Below are 16,273 nucleotides of genomic sequence, written 5' to 3'. Positions count from 1 at the left end.
GAAAAGCAAATAATTTTTAGAATTATTTGCTTTTCTTATTCTCACAGTCCTTTCAGCCTCTTTTATATCAAAACCGCACTATTCAACAACTTCAATCTCCTTCTTCGTTTCATGCTTTCTACCAAACATATCAATCGCCTCAATTTCAATCATATGTTTCCCGGCTTTCAACTTTGGTAGTTTAAGCTTCCATAAATGTGCCGAAGAAGAGGCATCGCTAGGCCTTCTACCTGGCTGTAATGTCTTCGCACCATCATATGCCAATAAAGCTTGAACATAATTAGGATCTTCACCAACCACCTTTTCCATTGTCTTCCATGCACCATTATTCACCCTATAGGTTACCTTATCATCCGCAGAGCCCAAGAAAAAATTAGCGTATACATGATAACGACCGGCATATTTTGCTTTTACAACCGCCGGGCCGAAAACGCCGATCGTATAAGCTTCATCTTCGCCAACCACCTTATAGTCAAATGTGTAACGATTGCCATCAATAGAAAGTATCGCATATCCCTTCGGTGTTCCATCACGCATCATCGAAGTCGGCACGCCGTCTCCATTAGGTAATCCAGAATACCAATCCCCCGAAGTTGTACCCACATTAAACTCATGGTGTGGAGTTGTCCCTTTCCAACCATGTGCAGCGGTATAAAAATTTTGCTGCTGGAAGTGCGTATGCGCCGATAATGACAACGTATTGGGATAGGCCGCTAAGAGATCAAACAAAACTTGTCTATCTTCATTACGAAAAGACTCGTCGTTATCAGGATTCAAGGGAATATGGAACGCTAAAACAACCAGTTTATTTGTCGGAACAAATTTCAAATCATTTGCCACAAACTCCAATTGATCTTTCCGAAAACCGCCCTGATATCCCTTTCCCTTCGTTGGATGTGGATAGATAATATCATCTAAAACAATAAAATGCGCATCCCCCACATTAAAGGAATAATTTGCAGGACCAAAAGCGCGTTCAAAACCTTCATCCGATAAAGAGTCATGCACGGCATCCAAATTCATATCATGATTTCCAATAACATGGTACCACGGTAACCCCATATGTGCAATTGTTTTTCTATAGCTCGGGTGTAACGTTAAATCATCCCCCACAAGATCTCCTAAGCTAATGCCAAACAAAGGCCCCTTTTTATTTTTCGCTTCATCCACGACACCCTTTTTAAAGAAAGCCATCTCCTCTTCCGTGTAAGCCTGCGGGTCTCCAAAAACAAAAGCATCAAATTTAGTTGACTCCATGGTTGGCACAACGGCAAAATCAATTTCCTTTGGTAAACTTCCCGTCGCATCTACCCCCTTATACTTTAATGCAGGAGAGCCTTCCGGTTTATGGATATAGTAAAACTTGGATTGATTGTCTGCATCCAAGGGAATTGAATAACCTGAAGGCTTAATGACAAAAATAATATTGTCCTTTTCTACCTGCAGTGCATATCGGCCATTTTTATCCGTTTGCACAACATCGCGACCATTACTGACACTAACGCCTGCTAAACCGATCTCCTTTTTATCACGACGGCCATTCCCATTCTCATCCACATAAATTGTTCCTTTTGCGACCTCCTGACCAACGGCTGTTCCTGTAACGAGACAGGCTAATAATGACCAATATAAGTTTTTCATATCCTTTAAATTATGTTGCCGCAAACATAGCATCTTGGAGTTAATAGAAATTTACGTTAACGTTAAATTAAATGTTCAATTAATCTCGACCGGCCGACTATAGATTCCTAAAAAAATCACGTAGTTTTGTACCAGAAAATACCCCAGCATGTCGACAACAACACTAAACGACGCTCCGCCTGTAGCGCCATCCAAAAACAGAGTGCGCATCGCCGTTTCCCTCTTTTATTTCGGTCAAGGTATCGCCTTTGCCTCATGGGCAAGCCGCATCCCCCAGATAAAAACAACCCTAGGGCTTACTGAAGCCCAGCTGGGAACCATCCTATTGATGTTGCCTATTGGACAGTTAATGACCATGGCCCTTTCGGGAAAGCTCGTCAGTAAATATGGTAGCCATAAAGTGATGCCTATTGCTGCCATCTTATATGGTATTGTCCTTTGTAGCATCCCTTTTGCAACTAATGCTTGGCAGTTAGGTGCTATTCTATTACTGTTTGGCATTACCGGGAACATGTGTAATATTGCGGTGAACACACAAGGAGTATTGACCGAAGAGCTCTTTGGAAAATCCATTATGTCTTCTTTCCATGGCGCGTGGAGTATTGCCGGATTCACCGGAGCGCTCGTCGGACTGGCCACCATGAATCTTGGAATCAGCACCCTTCCTCACTTTATCTTTATTTTCGCCTTGCTGATTATAAATATCCTGGTGAACAGTAAATTCTTGATCGCCACTAAACCTGCGAAGGCAGAAAAAAAATCATTTGGATTAAAAATGGACAAAATTCTAATTAGTCTAGGCGTAGTCGGTTTTTGCAGCATGGCGACAGAAGGAGCAATGTTCGACTGGAGCGGTGTATACTTCCACGATATTGTACAGGCTCCAGAAAATTTAGTTATCCTCGGTTATGCTTCCTTTATGGTGATGATGGCGACAGGACGCTTTTTAGGAGATTTTATTATCGCGCGCTATGGTCGCCAACGTATATTACAAGGGAGCGGCATCTTGATGTTTATTGGCATGATGCTTTCCGTAGCCTTTCCTTCCCTTTGGGTCTGCGTGCTTGCTTTTATGCTCGTCGGGCTAGGCGTAGCCTGTAACGTACCAACGGTCTATTCTATTGCAGGAAAGCACCCAACCGTATCTTCAGGAATAGCATTAGCGATGGTTTCAAGTGTCAGCTATTTAGGCTTCTTGATCGGCCCTCCACTTATCGGGTACATTGCTGAAATCTTTAGCTTACGTTATTCCTTTGGTGTATTTGCACTCTTTGGACTACTGATGTTCTTTATGACAAGTCGGTTATCCATTTTTAAGTCGTAACAAGGCAACACACTAAAGGGTTACAAATCCTATAAAATGCGACGTCTTTCCGAACGGGGCACGGATCTATCCGATTTCAGCGCCTTCCATACTATGGGAGACGAAACCCATAGTATGTCATACATCAACAAAAAGAGCCCACATTACTGCGGGCTCTAACATTGAAACAAAATACCCAGTTTCTATGGGTAGGTCGTTAACACCTTACTTACCTGCCAACCATCCTGGCTTTTGCTCAAGGTGATGTAATCCACACGGGTAAAGTTGTCAAATTTCATCGTTGTTTTCGCAATGCACGTTTGTCCGGCTTCGTCTAATATCTCATAGCTTGTTTTACAATCGTACTTTAATCCTTTAGTTGCTTTTAAAAAAGCGCTATACTGCTTCTTTGAAAAGTTGTCGCCATTCGCGGTGTTGCTGTATGCAAAGTCATCTGCAAAGAGGTGTTTATTCAAGGTCGTATTTCCAGAGGTGGCTGCCGCCACATAACTTAACACGATGTTTTTAGAATCCAAATTTTTCAACGGATTAGCTTTCTCTGCGGCGAAAGAGCTAAATGATGCGATCATAATGAATGCTGCTGCGATGGTTGTTACTGTTCTTTTCATGGTTTTAATATGTTTAATGTTTTCGTTTATATTTCTTATTTGATAACTCAAAGGTAGGGCAACAACACGGTGTAGGAAACGTCAATTAGACCAGTTTGGGGATATTCTCGGTGAAAAAGGGAAACAAATCGGTGAATTTTTTTACCGATAATCGAGATGGCATTCTCCCTTTGTTTTTACATACCACAACAGCGGGAAGAAGCGTACTATTTGTCTGGAAATGCGCCAACAAAAAAAGAGCCTACATTGCTGCAGGCTCTAATATTGAAACAAAATATTCTTTTATGGGTACGTCGTTAATACTTTACTTACCTGCCAACCCTCTTGGCTTTTGCTCAAGGTGATGTAGTCCACACGAGTAAAATTGTCAAACTTCATAGTTGCTTTTGCCATGCACGTTTGTCCGGCTTCATCTAATATTTCATAAGTTGTTGTACAATCATATTTCAACCCTTTAGTCGCTTTCAAAAAGGCACGGTACTGCTTCTTTGAAAAATTATCGCCATTGGCCACATTACTATATGTAAAGTCTTCTGCAAAGAGGTGTTTATTCAATACTACATTTCCTGCTGTAGTCGCTTCGAGGTAGCTTAACACGATGTTCTTTGAATCTAGATTTCTTAACGGGTTAGCTTTCTCTGCGGCGAAAGAGCTAAATGATGCGATCATAATGAATGCTGCTGCGATGGTTGTTACTGTTCTTTTCATGGTTTTAATATGTTTAATGTTTTCGTTTATATTTCTTATTTGATGACTCAAAGGTAGGGCAGCAGCACGCAGTAGGAAACGCCAATTAGACCAGTTTGGGAATATTCTCGGTGAAAAAGGGAAACAAATCGGTGAAAATACTTACCGACTTACGTCTATACTGTGTCATCCTACTTTCATAATAAGCGAAACCTACACCAGCATCACCAATTGTTCCTGTTTCGTGAAACAAAATTCAAGATTTGTGCTAGTTTTTCCCCGTAAAATCAACTTACTTTTGTCAACACTTTTATTAGAAAAAAGGGTTATTGGCTAATGAATACACTCATGTTAAGACTATTAACATTCGTAATCTTCTTATTTTTAGCGCCCACAAATAAAGCGGCCGCAAAGATATCAGTACGGAAATGTGCTAGTCAATTACATGTATTAACAGATGACCTTACCGTTGCCAAACAACAGTACGCAGAAACGACACGCCGCTTTGAACATGCCGAAGCAAGCTGGATAAGCCCTATTTGGGATAATGACGGCGAACTAACTAAAAGTCAAGACTATACCATACATAAACTCCTCCATTCGCTTTCTTGGAAAACACTCCATGGTTCTTCCTTGTTTGTTGCTCGTGAGCGATATGCTATGGCAAGCCCGCCTGTCTTTCCTCTTGCGCGCTACTTGTTATTCCTTCAATTAAAAATCCCATCCGTAGACACGGTCTAAAGAGAACCATTCTTTGATGAACGTACATCAAAGTATTACTCGGTTCACCATGCCATATATGTTCTTTCGTATCAAAGCGAACGCGTAAAAGAAGTCTTTTACGTCGCTCGAAAGGGCAATAAAGGGCCATTTAGACCTTCTCACAGTCGTATTGGAACAGTCATAAAGGCCGTTCCAGAACAGAATCAAACACTTAATATTTACGTATTTATACTATGCATGAACTTAGTATAGTGAAGGATATTTTCGACACCTTGTCGGCTCATTATGCCACCAAGATCGACGATATTCAAAAAATTCAGGTAACAGCAGGTTTATTATCCAATGTGCAACCTGTACTGATACAAAACGCATTTGATGCCTTTATTGCTGATAATCGGCAATATAGGGATATGGAGCTAGAAGTAATTGTAAACGACATTATCGCACACTGCGACCACTGTCAAAAAGACTTCAATGTTCAATACCATCGTTTTGTATGCCCTTGCGGGCAGCCCTCCACCCAAATTGTGCAGGGCAATGAATTATTTATTTCAAAAGTAATCTTTAAACAACATGTCAGTTAACCCAGCAAACCCAAAAAGCGCCGGAAACCGAGTGGGCTCGGTACAGTGCGACAACACAACTCTACATCTTCTGAAAGCAAATGATTATGTAGCGCAAGCCATCCGTACGAGATTGAAAGATGTTTGTGTGATCAACGTATGTTCATCTCCCGGTTCGGGAAAAACGACATTGATGCAAGAAACCGGCAAGCGACTAGCGAAAGATCTTAACATCTCTATATTGGTAGGAGACCCAGAAACAGAACGTGACGCCGTCCGCATGCGTGAAGTCGGAATCAATGCTTTACAGATCGTTACAGGAGGCATGTGCCATATCGAAGCACAAATGATTCTACAAGCGCTTGACCATATCGATCTGACAGGTACCGACTTACTCTTTATCGAAAATGTAGGAAACCTATTATGTCCGTCAGCATTCGATCTTGGTGAAGATTATCGTGTAACCCTACTTGCTACAACAGAAGGCGATGATAAACCGAAAAAATACCCTCGGATGTTTCTTACCAGTGAACTGATGTTGGTATCCAAAGCAGATCTTCTTCCGTATGTACCATTCTCTGTTGATGCCGTTTCCAAAGATGCTTGGGAGGTTAATCCAAACTTAGAAGTCATGACAATAAGCACATTGAATGGAGAGGGTCTGGATGCATGGTGCGATTGGTTAAAAGCCAAAGTACAAGCAAAAAAAGAGGCTGCAAATCAAACAACTGAAAAGTAACGGTGTCGTGAAGCAAATAGTACAAATCGACACGATTCAATCTGCCGCGCTAATTGGTAACTTCTGCTCTGATTTTATTGAACTGGAGTGGTTCGAAGTGCATAAACGTACGCTAACTCGAGCCACAAATAATGGACAAACATTACGCGTCGAACTTCCTGAAAAACAAGAATGGAAACATGGTGATGGACTCTATTTTCAAGGAATACTGCTGGCGACGATCCATATCAAGCCTTGCCTCACAATAGCCTTTCAATCAATGGGGCTAGTAGATGCCGCAGACTTTTGTTACTACATCGGAAATCGGCATCTTCCCATTTATGCAACACAGCAGAACGGTTTGTTTTTAGTTCCCTATGATGGACAATTGTACGAACAACTTCAAGCGCGGTATTCCAATCGTATTTCACTGCGCGAGGAACAGCTTTTTGCCGAACATGTAGTGCGAAAGAAAACAGCTTCGTAACAAACGCCTCGTTGCCCCGGCCATAGGAGGGATCTAAAACAATATCCAAGTATAGATTCCTCCTTAAAAAATGGTTCGGAAATACAGGCTAAGATTTCTCAAAAATGAAGATTACTAAATTTATACAAACGATCGGTATCCTGACACTTATCTTCCTGACAGGATGTTCTTCACCAACGCATGAAGACGCTGAAAATGCGTTTACCGCGAAAGACAGTCGTGGACAAAATATCCGATTGCAGGAACCTGCAAAACGAGTCGTCGTTCTTTTTGAACCGTCCGTTGATGAGATATACATGTTGCAAGCGGCAGACCGCTTAGTCGGTATACCGCAACAAATCTATCAAAACGAAGAAACCTATACCTTTCTTTCCAAACTGGACGCTCGTATCGCTGACAGGAGTATTTCCACACCAACCTTCGGAGGCCGTTCCAGCAATGTCGAATCCATTGTGGCACTTATGCCAGACTTAGTCGTGCTCTACGAACAAGATCGCGAAACGGCTCAACAATTGGAAGGTTTAGGAATCACCGTCTTTACGGTATCAAGCGGAGATAAAGAGAAAATATTTCAAGAACTGATCGGTCTCGGAACCCTCTTGGGTAAAAAGGAACGGGCAGAGGAGATTGTTCAATATGTAGATGCCGAAACCAAAAAAATGATCGCTCCATCCGGCTCGAAGGTTAAAAAGGTCTATTACGCCTGGTCCAAAGGCCGTGTTTTTTCAACCTCAGGGAGAGGAACATTAATTGACCTTTCGATCACCTCTGCCGGCGCAGAAAACGCATGCCCACTCCAACTGGAAGCACCAAATGTGAGCGCTGAATCATTGTATAAATGGAACCCAGATATTATTTTACTGTGGAACTCTCAACTTTCAGATGTTTATAATCTGAAAGAGCTCGCCGCTCTACCTGCCGTAAAAAACAAACAAGTGTTTGTGATGAGCCCTGCTTTTTATTTTGACCCACACACCGTTAAGTTTATGCTTTTTGCAAAACAACTCCGCCATTGGTGTTACCCGGAATATACCGCACAACAACTTCAGGCGGATCTAAACGACGCTTTTACAATACTTTATGGTAAAGAAAATCTAATCCAATGAAGTCGTCTTTAAAAATAAGCCTGCTAGTTCTTTTTCCTATCCTCCTGATGCTTGCTTCGCTAGCATTAGGCTCGACAGGGAGCCTGAGCCCCTCCGCATTGACTATGCACATCTACAACGGAATACGGAATCTCTTTCAGGAACAAACAAGCCCGAACATGGTAGAAACAATTTTATGGCAAGTTCGTCTACCCCGTGTACTACTTACTTTCCTCGTAGGTGCGGCCTTAGCCTCTTCAGGCGGGGTGCTGCAAGCCATCTTTCGGAATCCTATTGTAGATCCGTTTACACTGGGAATCTCCTCCGGCGCTGCATTTGGGGCAGCACTAGCGATGTTAATCCCCGTACTATCGATTAACTTATCTGCCTTCTTTTTTGGCGTCTGCGCTGTCGTACTCACCTATCTGGTCTCATACAGCAAAGTACGAAGCTCACTGGTGAGTATGGTTTTAGCTGGAATGATCATTTCCGGCGTATTTACCGCTCTTTTAACACTCTTACAATACTTGAGCGATCCGTATAAGCTCCAAGCCATCGTGCAATGGACTATGGGAAACTTACATACAGCCTCCTGGGATAAAGTAAAAACAGCATTCCTCCCAATTGGGATCGGTTTAAGCATACTGGTTTTCTTTCGATGGAAGCTCAACCTCTTGGCACTCGGAGACCATGAAGCATTGGCAGTAGGTGTGAATCCAAGATTATTGAAACTTCTTCTTGTTGGCGTATCAACGATGATAACCGCAGCCGCAGTCGCCGCTGTCGGTGTCATCAGCCTCTTTGGGTTAATCGTGCCGCATATTAGCCGGATGATATTTGGACCAAGTAATAGTATTGCCGTATGGGCTAACATCAGTATTGGTGGCAGTTTCCTTCTTTTGATTGACAATTTTTCCCGCACAGTAATGCCGTTTGAAATCCCTGTCGGTGTATTTACCATGCTCATTGGTGCTCCGATATTTATTTATTTAATGCGTAGAAATGCGATAAACTGGAACGCATGATAAAGGACGTAAACATAAAAAACTTGTCTTTCTCCTATGGTAGAGACACGGTGCTTAAAGGCGTAACAACATCCTTTCCGGCTGGAAAACTATCCATCATTCTGGGACGTAACGGAAGTGGCAAATCAACATTGTTCAATATTATTGCGGGACTTGAAAAACGATATACAGGAGAGGTTTTGATTGGTAATGTAGAAAGAAAGAAACTTAAAACCGGAGCACAAGATACCACCCGCTTGGGTTTTATGACGCAATTTCACCAAACCACATTTCCCTTTAAAGTATATGATGTAATCATGACGGGACGTGCTTCTTTTTCGCGCTTTTCTCCACGGGACGAAGACCACGATACGGTCACAGAAGTCCTCAAGCGATTTGCATTATGGCACCTCCGCAATAAACCATACACCGATCTTTCCGGCGGGGAAAGACAGCTCGTCTTGCTTTGTAGGGTACTCGTACAAAAACCGGATATCCTTATGCTTGATGAGCCCACAAACCATCTTGATCTGCATTATCAGGTCGCTGTATTGGAGTGCTTACAACAACTTGTACGAGAAGGAACAACCATCTTATGTGTTATGCATGATCCGAACTTAGCCTTTATGTTTGGGGATGCCTTTTATGTTATGCGCGGACAAGAGCTGTCTAGCTTGCAAGACCTAGACAGCTCTGCTGTAAAAAAACTACTCGAAGAAACCTATCAGTTACCCCTTATGGGATTGGACAACCAAGGCAAACCCTTATTTGTACCGCAACTAAAACAGCAGTAATATGAACATGGAACAACATATCATAACACTCGTAGAAGAAAGACATAAAGACGAAATATTGTCGTACGTCATTGCATTTCGAAAGAAACTGTTTCCCATGTTGGACAGCGATAAGATTCCTGATGATCTTCGTTTTTTTGAGGAGACCTATATAACACACCCTTATGGGGCTTTTTTACAGGCAAGAACAAAATCCGGAAAACTTGTCGGTGTCATCGGTATGATGGCTTACGACTTCCGCTTTCCACACCTCCCGCTCGACCAACGCCCCACAGTCGAAGTAGCGCGCTTATTTATCGAACCTGATGTTCGACGCTCCGGTCTTGGCACCACGCTCTTCCAAGCGTTGCTCCGTTGTGCACGAGAACGCAGCATTGAACGGCTCTATTTACATACACATCCTTTCCTTACCGGGGCCTATGAGTTTTGGTTAAAACAAGATTTTTCTTTGGTTGACTTCTGCGAAGAAGGGGGCTTCTCAACCATCCATATGGAACGACAGGTGTTGCAAATAGACGACAATAAAATAAGTAGAAAGAACCCTTCCGCAAATTCTTTATTACAAACGACAGAACAATAAAATGACCTATAAATTTAACGTTTCAGCACTTACAGTGCTCCTCAGTGTTCTCTTTTCTGTCACCGTACAGGCCCAGGGAACCGTTCGAATATTCGGAAAAACAGTCAATGAAGATGGGAAACCAATTGCCGGTGTCACGTTACGCATTGATAACCAAGATTTAGCAACAACGAGCAACAATATGGGAACATACCAGTTCTCAAAAGAAATGCATTTACCGGCTCAGATAAAAGCCACCGCCGTTGGTTATTACCCAAGTACCACGACACTAGACCGTGTCACGTGGAACACAGCCAGCGGACTTATTATTACGCTTGTAAAAAACGATCAACAGCTCGATGAGGTCTTGGTGACTGGCAGGCGCAACAACTCGTACCTAACAAATGGCGTAGAACTTGGTGGTAAATTTGCCGGAAAACTCAAAGATCTTCCTCAATCGGTATCCGTTGTTAGCAAGGAGTTTATGGAAGACAAACAAGCCTTCCTAATTACGGATATGGTACATGACCTTGCTGGAGTAAACCAGGCGTCAGCATACGATGACTTTACCATCCGTGGGTTTAAAAGTGGTTACGAAAATGGGCTACGATTAGTAAATGGGCTGCGTTCCAGCTATGGTTATGGAACAAGCTATTTTCGGCCACCTTTAACCATAAACCTAGAAAGTATCGAAGTTCTAAAAGGACCAGGAGCATCCCTCTTTGGAGATATCACGCCTGGGGGAACAATCAATATGGTTACTAAAAAACCGTTAGAAGAGCATTATGGTGCCGTAAATTTCACCATAGGAGGCTTCCAGACCATGCGCAGTACCCTCGATATTGGAGGTCCCCTTGATGCAGAGAAGAAAGTATTATATCGTTTTAATGTTGGATACGAAAACAGCAAGACTTTTCGTGATGTAAATCAACGAAAAACCTTTGCCATAGCACCTTCATTTACCTTTAAACCTGCTAAAGGCACACAGCTGGATGTAGATCTGCTATACGATAATTTCAACGGTTACCTGGATCGTGGAATGGGCATCAAAAGCAATAATCTATATGCTTTATCTCGTTCATTTACACTGAGCCAACCATCGGATTTCTACCGTACAAAAAATATCTCCCTTACAGCGCGTCTGAAACAGGAAATTGGTCCGCACCTGACCTTGAATGTTAGTTATGCCAAAGCTATTTATCAAGAGGAGCTTAACGAACACCGTACACTCAACACGTTTGCCAATCCACCACAAAACACGGTGATGAACATGCGCTTTTTTGAAAAAAGCTTAAAAGATTATACCGATAATATGGTGGCTTACCTGAACTACAATTTGCGTACGGGGCGTGTCAACCAACATATCGTTCTTGGCGTAGATCACGCACAGTATAAAGGCGATCCCAATAACCAGCAAAAGGAGGCTCGTAGCATGATGGTAAACGGAACAGCGGTACCGCTCACTTTTGACTTAGAAAACCCAACATATGCCTTGCGGGATGTGAATTCGTATATCTGGCGCCCGCAAGCATCCTTTCCTTTCCTAAGCCCTTACCGAAGTACAGGAATCTATATTCAAGATCAGTTGACCATCGATAGATTGCACCTCATCGTCGGGCTTCGCCACGAACATTACTATTCATCAAGCCCGGACGTAAAAACACCATACTCCGGCACACAAAATGCCTGGCTACCACGTCTTGGCTTAACCTACACGCTGAACGATCAAATTAACTATTTCGCTAGTTATGCACAAGGTTACGTCCCTGTTGCATCAAATTATGTGGCCAACTACCAAGACTACGGGGCCGACAAACCTTTTACAGCGGAACGAAGCTATCAGATTGAAACTGGATTCAAAACGGGGTTCTTCCAAAATCAATTACAAATGGACCTTTCCCTATACCATATTCAGCGTGAAAATATGATGGTATCAACAGGCGAAACGAGTGAAACCGGCTTTCCAATATATCGTCAATCTGGCCGGGTCACTTCCCGTGGTATAGAGCTCGATCTACGGGGACAAATTACAAAAGAGTTACAACTAATGGGAAACTACAGCTTTAATGTAACCGATGTCAAAGAATCTTCTATTCCCGCAGAGATCGGCATGCCTCTGGGCAATGCTCCCAAAAACATGGGCGGAGCATGGGTAAAATACGTGTTCTCTGCACATGCCTTAAAAGGACTTGGCTTTGGAACTGGTGTCTACTACGTCGGCAGTCGTCGCATGGACAATCCTATTAGTAAAGATGCACAGGGATTGGACACCTGGGGCTTTCTTCCTAAATATACCACGGTAAATGCCGCACTCTATTATCACGTAGGCGCACTAAAAGTCGCGGCCAACCTCAACAATGTCTTTGATAAATATTATTACGTCGGCGCCTTCGATTATACCCGGGCTTTCCCAGGAGCACCTCGACATCTAATGCTATCCTTGGGATACCGTTTTTAACACATTTAGAAAACGCACAAATCTTGATTTAAGAAGAATTAAGACTAATCTAGTCAAGATTTGTGCTATTCGATCACACCAAATAGCTCGTAAATTTGAGCTATCAAAATAAGATAAGAAGTCAATATCATGAAGACCAATGTTCGGTACATTTTAATCCTAATCGGGATGCTAAGCATACTAGCATTAGGGTTTGCCCTCCACCAAAAGGAGGTTTTTGTACGAACAGCAGCACATGTAGATGTCCCTGGCACAACGCATATCAGCACAGCCGCCGACCACCTCCTCACCGATGCATTGTCTTCCTTTATGAACAGTATTATTGACGATCAGAATTTTCCGACAACTGAAGAAGAGTGGGGAAAGATGCTATTTGTAAGCATCACATTTCTCTTATCCTTTGCCTTTCTTCTGCAAACGGAGAAACCACTACGTGACGATCCGCAAAAAGGATCTGTTCAACTTGTCTTACAACCTAAATACATTCTTTATCATTCCATAAAGATCCCCTTCCTGAGTTAGGTTAAATTTCTCATCGTTTCTTTTATCAAAGATCTCCTTTGTTCGTTCCAAAGAATGGGAACCGTAGGAAATCAATGAGATACACCTCACTCGTGGAAACGCGACCTGAGCTATACAACATGGCTTCGTTTCCAGATCTCTTTCACTTGTTTTTAATTAAAAAGTATATATCATGCATTTATTGCCTAGAGAAACAGAAAAACTTCTACTTCACCTTGCCGGTGAGCTTGCAAAAAAACGTAAGGCCAGAGGCCTAAAATTAAATTACCCAGAAACGATCGCCTACATCAGCAGTGAGCTGCTAGAAGCCGCTCGTGATGGCCGGACAGTTGCTGAACTTATGCAATATGGCGCCACATTACTTACACGGGAAGATGTGATGCTTGGAGTCCCAGAAATGATCCATGATATACAGATTGAAGCAACATTTCCGGATGGAACAAAGCTCGTAACTGTGCATAACCCTGTTAGATAATTACAAATACTATCAATATGATTCCAGGAGAATATTTTATAAGAGAAGAAGACATTGTCTGCAATGAAGGCAGGACTATAACCAAACTTTCTGTGGTAAATACCGGAGACAGGCCCATCCAAGTTGGTTCACATTACCATTTTTTTGAAGTAAACAAAATGATGGAATTTGACCGTGCGCAGGCGTTCGGAAAGCGACTAAACATTATTGCCAGCACGGCCGTTCGCTTTGAGCCCGGCGAAGCGAAAGAAATAGAGCTTGTCCCATATGCAGGCGAACGAAAAATTTACGGTCACAACGACCTAGCGAATGGAGATACCGAAACAGACGCCTCCAAGATAGAAGCGTTAAAACGCATGGAGAAAAACCACTTTAAAAACAAAGTATCATGAGCTTAAACGTAAGTAGAGTAAACTATACCGCCATATTTGGCCCAACCACGGGCGATAAAGTTCGTCTAGGAAATACAGAAATAATTATTGAAGTTGAAAAAGATTATGCCAGCTATGGGGATGAAGCGAAATTCGGTGGCGGAAAAACAATCCGCGACGGGATGTGTCAATCATCCAAACACCTGCGCGAAGAAGGCACCCTTGACATGGTAATAACAGGGGCAATTATTCTGGATCACTGGGGTATTGTAAAAGGAGATATTGGGATCAAAGACGGCAAGATTGTCGGTATTGGTCGGGCCGGGAACCCAGACACCATGGATAACATCACACCGAACATGATTATTGGAGCCTCCACAGAGGTTCATGGTGGAGCTGGATATATCGTTACACCTGCCGGCATTGATACACATATCCATTATATCAGTCCAACACAAATTGAGACCGCCCTATACAGTGGTGTGACAACGATGATTGGAGGCGGAACAGGTCCTGCGGACGGAAGCAATGCAACAACCGTTACACCAGGAAAATGGAACATGAAACGCATGCTTCAAGCGGTAGAAGCCTTCCCCATGAACTTCGGTTTCTTTGGAAAAGGAAACGTCGGCAATGAGCAACCTATTATTGAACAAATTGAGGCCGGTGCCTTAGGCGTAAAAATACACGAAGATTGGGGTGCAACGCCAGCAACGATAGACCGTGCACTATCTGTCGCTGACAAATATGATGTGCAAGTCGCCATTCACACCGATACATTGAATGAGGCCGGCTTCTTGGAAGACACAATGCAAGCAATTAACGGCCGAGTTATCCATACATTCCACACCGAAGGGGCCGGGGGCGGACATGCACCAGATATTATTAAATCAGCAATGTATCCAAATGTTCTTCCTGCATCAACCAACCCTACACGTCCTTTCACCAAGAATACCATTGATGAACATCTCGATATGCTCATGGTCTGTCATCACTTAAGTAAAGATATTCCAGAGGATGTCGCTTTTGCAGACTCTCGTATTCGCCCGGAAACAATTGCCGCCGAAGATATTCTTCAAGATGCAGGGGTCTTTAGTATCATGAGTTCTGACTCTCAAGCAATGGGGCGCGTTGGTGAGGTGATTACACGCACTTGGCAAACCGCCGACAAGATGAAGAAACAACTCGGACCACTTGAAGAAGATGCCGGAAAAGGAAATGATAACTATAGAGCAAAACGCTATGTTGCAAAGTACAGCATTAATCCGGCTATTGCACATGGAATATCAAATTACATCGGCTCTATTGAACCAGGAAAAATTGCGGACATGGTCATCTGGAAACCAGCCTTATTTGGAGCCAAGCCAGAAATGATTATCAAAGGAGGGATGATTATTGCTTCCAAAATGGGAGATGCCAATGCTTCCATCCCAACTCCCCAACCAATCATCGTACGCACCATGTTTGCCGGCTATGGTAAAGCGGTAACGGAAACATGCTTCAATTTTGTTTCTAAAGCTTCGATCGAAAAGGGTATCAAAGAAGAATATGGTTTACAAAAAACACTCCTCCCTGTCTCGGGCTGTCGAACCATATCGAAAAAAGATATGATACATAATGATGCCACGCCGGAAATTATCGTTAACCCAGAGAACTACGAAGTAAGTATTGATGGCAAAGTCTTGAAATGCGAACCTATAGATGAGGTGGCATTGGGTCAATTGTACTTCTTGTTTTAATTATATATGCCGCACAGATGATTGTCACTTCGATCACGCAAAATATTCATAAAAATCCTTCTTCGAAGAAGATAGATTTCCTACATATTGCTTGGTATCAAGCCACAAAGCGTATACAACGCCTACGTTCCATAGAGGGCACGGAGATTGCCATCCGCTTACTTGGTCACGGGCAGGCTTTACACGATGGGGATATACTTTTCGAGAATGATGAAAAAATTGTCGTTGTTCGGATTGACGCTTGTGAATCGCTCTCCATTCGTCCTCAAAACGTTTTAGAAGCGGCCTTCATCAGTGCAGAAATTGGCAATAAGCACCTCCCGTTATTTCATAACGGCGAGGAGCTTCTATTGCCCTACGAAAAACCTATGCACCAATGGTTAATAGCACAAGGCTATCAACCTAGTATAGCTGAACGGCAACTCTTGCATCCATTTACGGCAAATGTAGATCCTATACATCACCGCACCGTACAACAGTCAACAAAAAAAATCAAGCTACTGATTCAAGATTAA

18 protein-coding genes are annotated in these 16,273 nt (G+C 42.8%); 15 read left to right on the top strand and 3 right to left on the bottom strand.

What is annotated here, in order from left to right; translation table 11 throughout:
• Window positions 1-78 precede the first annotated feature (78 nt).
• Window positions 79-1,641, bottom strand: a complete 1,563-nt coding sequence (locus tag B9Y69_RS13375; RefSeq protein ID WP_085473489.1) for a calcineurin-like phosphoesterase C-terminal domain-containing protein — start codon at window positions 1,639-1,641, stop codon at window positions 79-81.
• Window positions 1,642-1,789: 148 nt separating this feature from the next.
• Between B9Y69_RS13375 and B9Y69_RS13370 the strand changes: the two genes are divergently transcribed.
• Complete coding sequence (locus B9Y69_RS13370; protein WP_085473488.1) at window positions 1,790-2,965, top strand: MFS transporter; 1,176 nt, start codon at window positions 1,790-1,792, stop codon at window positions 2,963-2,965.
• A gap of 182 nt (window positions 2,966-3,147) precedes the next feature.
• Here the strand turns inward: B9Y69_RS13370 and B9Y69_RS13365 are convergent, their stop codons facing one another.
• On the bottom strand, window positions 3,148-3,573 hold the full coding sequence (locus B9Y69_RS13365; protein ID WP_085473487.1) for a nuclear transport factor 2 family protein: 426 nt from the start codon (window positions 3,571-3,573) through the stop codon (window positions 3,148-3,150).
• 282 nt (window positions 3,574-3,855) lie between these two features.
• On the bottom strand, window positions 3,856-4,281 hold the full coding sequence (locus B9Y69_RS13360; protein WP_085473486.1) for a nuclear transport factor 2 family protein: 426 nt from the start codon (window positions 4,279-4,281) through the stop codon (window positions 3,856-3,858).
• A gap of 327 nt (window positions 4,282-4,608) precedes the next feature.
• On the opposite strand from B9Y69_RS13360, the gene B9Y69_RS13355 reads away from it, so the two are divergent.
• The 14 genes from B9Y69_RS13355 to B9Y69_RS13290 all read left to right on the top strand — a co-directional run bounded on the left by B9Y69_RS13355 (window position 4,609) and on the right by B9Y69_RS13290 (window position 16,273).
• Window positions 4,609-5,001 carry a hypothetical protein gene (locus B9Y69_RS13355; protein ID WP_144036579.1) on the top strand — a complete coding sequence of 131 codons (393 nt, stop codon included), beginning with the start codon at window positions 4,609-4,611 and terminating at the stop codon, window positions 4,999-5,001.
• Between the two features lie 215 nt (window positions 5,002-5,216).
• Window positions 5,217-5,567: a hydrogenase maturation nickel metallochaperone HypA/HybF gene (locus B9Y69_RS13350; protein ID WP_085473484.1), complete on the top strand. Its 351-nt coding sequence runs from the start codon at window positions 5,217-5,219 to the stop codon at window positions 5,565-5,567.
• The gene (gene hypB / locus B9Y69_RS13345; RefSeq protein WP_085473483.1) at window positions 5,557-6,285 is read left to right on the top strand and encodes a hydrogenase nickel incorporation protein HypB; all 729 of its coding nucleotides are present in this window, start codon (window positions 5,557-5,559) and stop codon (window positions 6,283-6,285) included. Before B9Y69_RS13350 ends, hypB begins: the two co-directional genes overlap by 11 nt.
• Window positions 6,286-6,292: 7 nt before the next feature.
• Complete coding sequence (locus B9Y69_RS13340) at window positions 6,293-6,751, top strand: urease accessory protein UreE (protein WP_159451849.1); 459 nt, start codon at window positions 6,293-6,295, stop codon at window positions 6,749-6,751.
• A gap of 104 nt (window positions 6,752-6,855) precedes the next feature.
• On the top strand, window positions 6,856-7,857 hold the full coding sequence (locus B9Y69_RS13335) for an ABC transporter substrate-binding protein (RefSeq protein ID WP_085473481.1): 1,002 nt from the start codon (window positions 6,856-6,858) through the stop codon (window positions 7,855-7,857).
• On the top strand, window positions 7,854-8,861 hold the full coding sequence (locus tag B9Y69_RS13330) for a FecCD family ABC transporter permease (RefSeq protein WP_085473480.1): 1,008 nt from the start codon (window positions 7,854-7,856) through the stop codon (window positions 8,859-8,861). The genes B9Y69_RS13335 and B9Y69_RS13330 overlap by 4 nt, the downstream gene beginning before the upstream one ends.
• Window positions 8,858-9,634, top strand: coding sequence for an ABC transporter ATP-binding protein (locus B9Y69_RS13325; RefSeq protein ID WP_085473479.1), 777 nt, complete (start codon window positions 8,858-8,860; stop codon window positions 9,632-9,634). Before B9Y69_RS13330 ends, B9Y69_RS13325 begins: the two co-directional genes overlap by 4 nt.
• Before the next feature lies 1 nt (window position 9,635).
• On the top strand, window positions 9,636-10,214 hold the full coding sequence (locus B9Y69_RS13320) for a GNAT family N-acetyltransferase (protein WP_085473478.1): 579 nt from the start codon (window positions 9,636-9,638) through the stop codon (window positions 10,212-10,214).
• A 1-nt stretch (window position 10,215) separates the two neighbouring features.
• On the top strand, window positions 10,216-12,651 hold the full coding sequence (locus B9Y69_RS13315; RefSeq protein ID WP_085473477.1) for a TonB-dependent receptor: 2,436 nt from the start codon (window positions 10,216-10,218) through the stop codon (window positions 12,649-12,651).
• A 168-nt stretch (window positions 12,652-12,819) separates the two neighbouring features.
• A complete protein-coding gene (locus tag B9Y69_RS13310) occupies window positions 12,820-13,173 on the top strand; it encodes a hypothetical protein (protein WP_144036578.1) in 354 nt (117 codons plus the stop codon).
• A 172-nt stretch (window positions 13,174-13,345) separates the two neighbouring features.
• The gene (gene ureA, locus B9Y69_RS13305) at window positions 13,346-13,648 is read left to right on the top strand and encodes an urease subunit gamma (protein ID WP_085473475.1); all 303 of its coding nucleotides are present in this window, start codon (window positions 13,346-13,348) and stop codon (window positions 13,646-13,648) included.
• A 17-nt stretch (window positions 13,649-13,665) separates the two neighbouring features.
• Window positions 13,666-14,040 (top strand): urease subunit beta, encoded by a 375-nt coding sequence (locus tag B9Y69_RS13300; protein ID WP_085473474.1) that lies wholly within the window; start codon window positions 13,666-13,668, stop codon window positions 14,038-14,040.
• Complete coding sequence (gene ureC / locus B9Y69_RS13295) at window positions 14,037-15,758, top strand: urease subunit alpha (protein ID WP_085473473.1); 1,722 nt, start codon at window positions 14,037-14,039, stop codon at window positions 15,756-15,758. The genes B9Y69_RS13300 and ureC overlap by 4 nt, the downstream gene beginning before the upstream one ends.
• A 17-nt stretch (window positions 15,759-15,775) precedes the next feature.
• Window positions 15,776-16,273 (top strand): urease accessory protein UreE, encoded by a 498-nt coding sequence (locus B9Y69_RS13290; RefSeq protein WP_085473472.1) that lies wholly within the window; start codon window positions 15,776-15,778, stop codon window positions 16,271-16,273.

The sequence above is a fragment of the Sphingobacterium psychroaquaticum genome (genome assembly GCF_900177625.1).
Classification (GTDB): Bacteria; Bacteroidota; Bacteroidia; order Sphingobacteriales; family Sphingobacteriaceae; genus Sphingobacterium; species Sphingobacterium psychroaquaticum.
The sequence above is the reverse complement of the archived record's forward strand: the minus strand, read 5'-3'. Positions and strand labels throughout refer to the sequence as shown.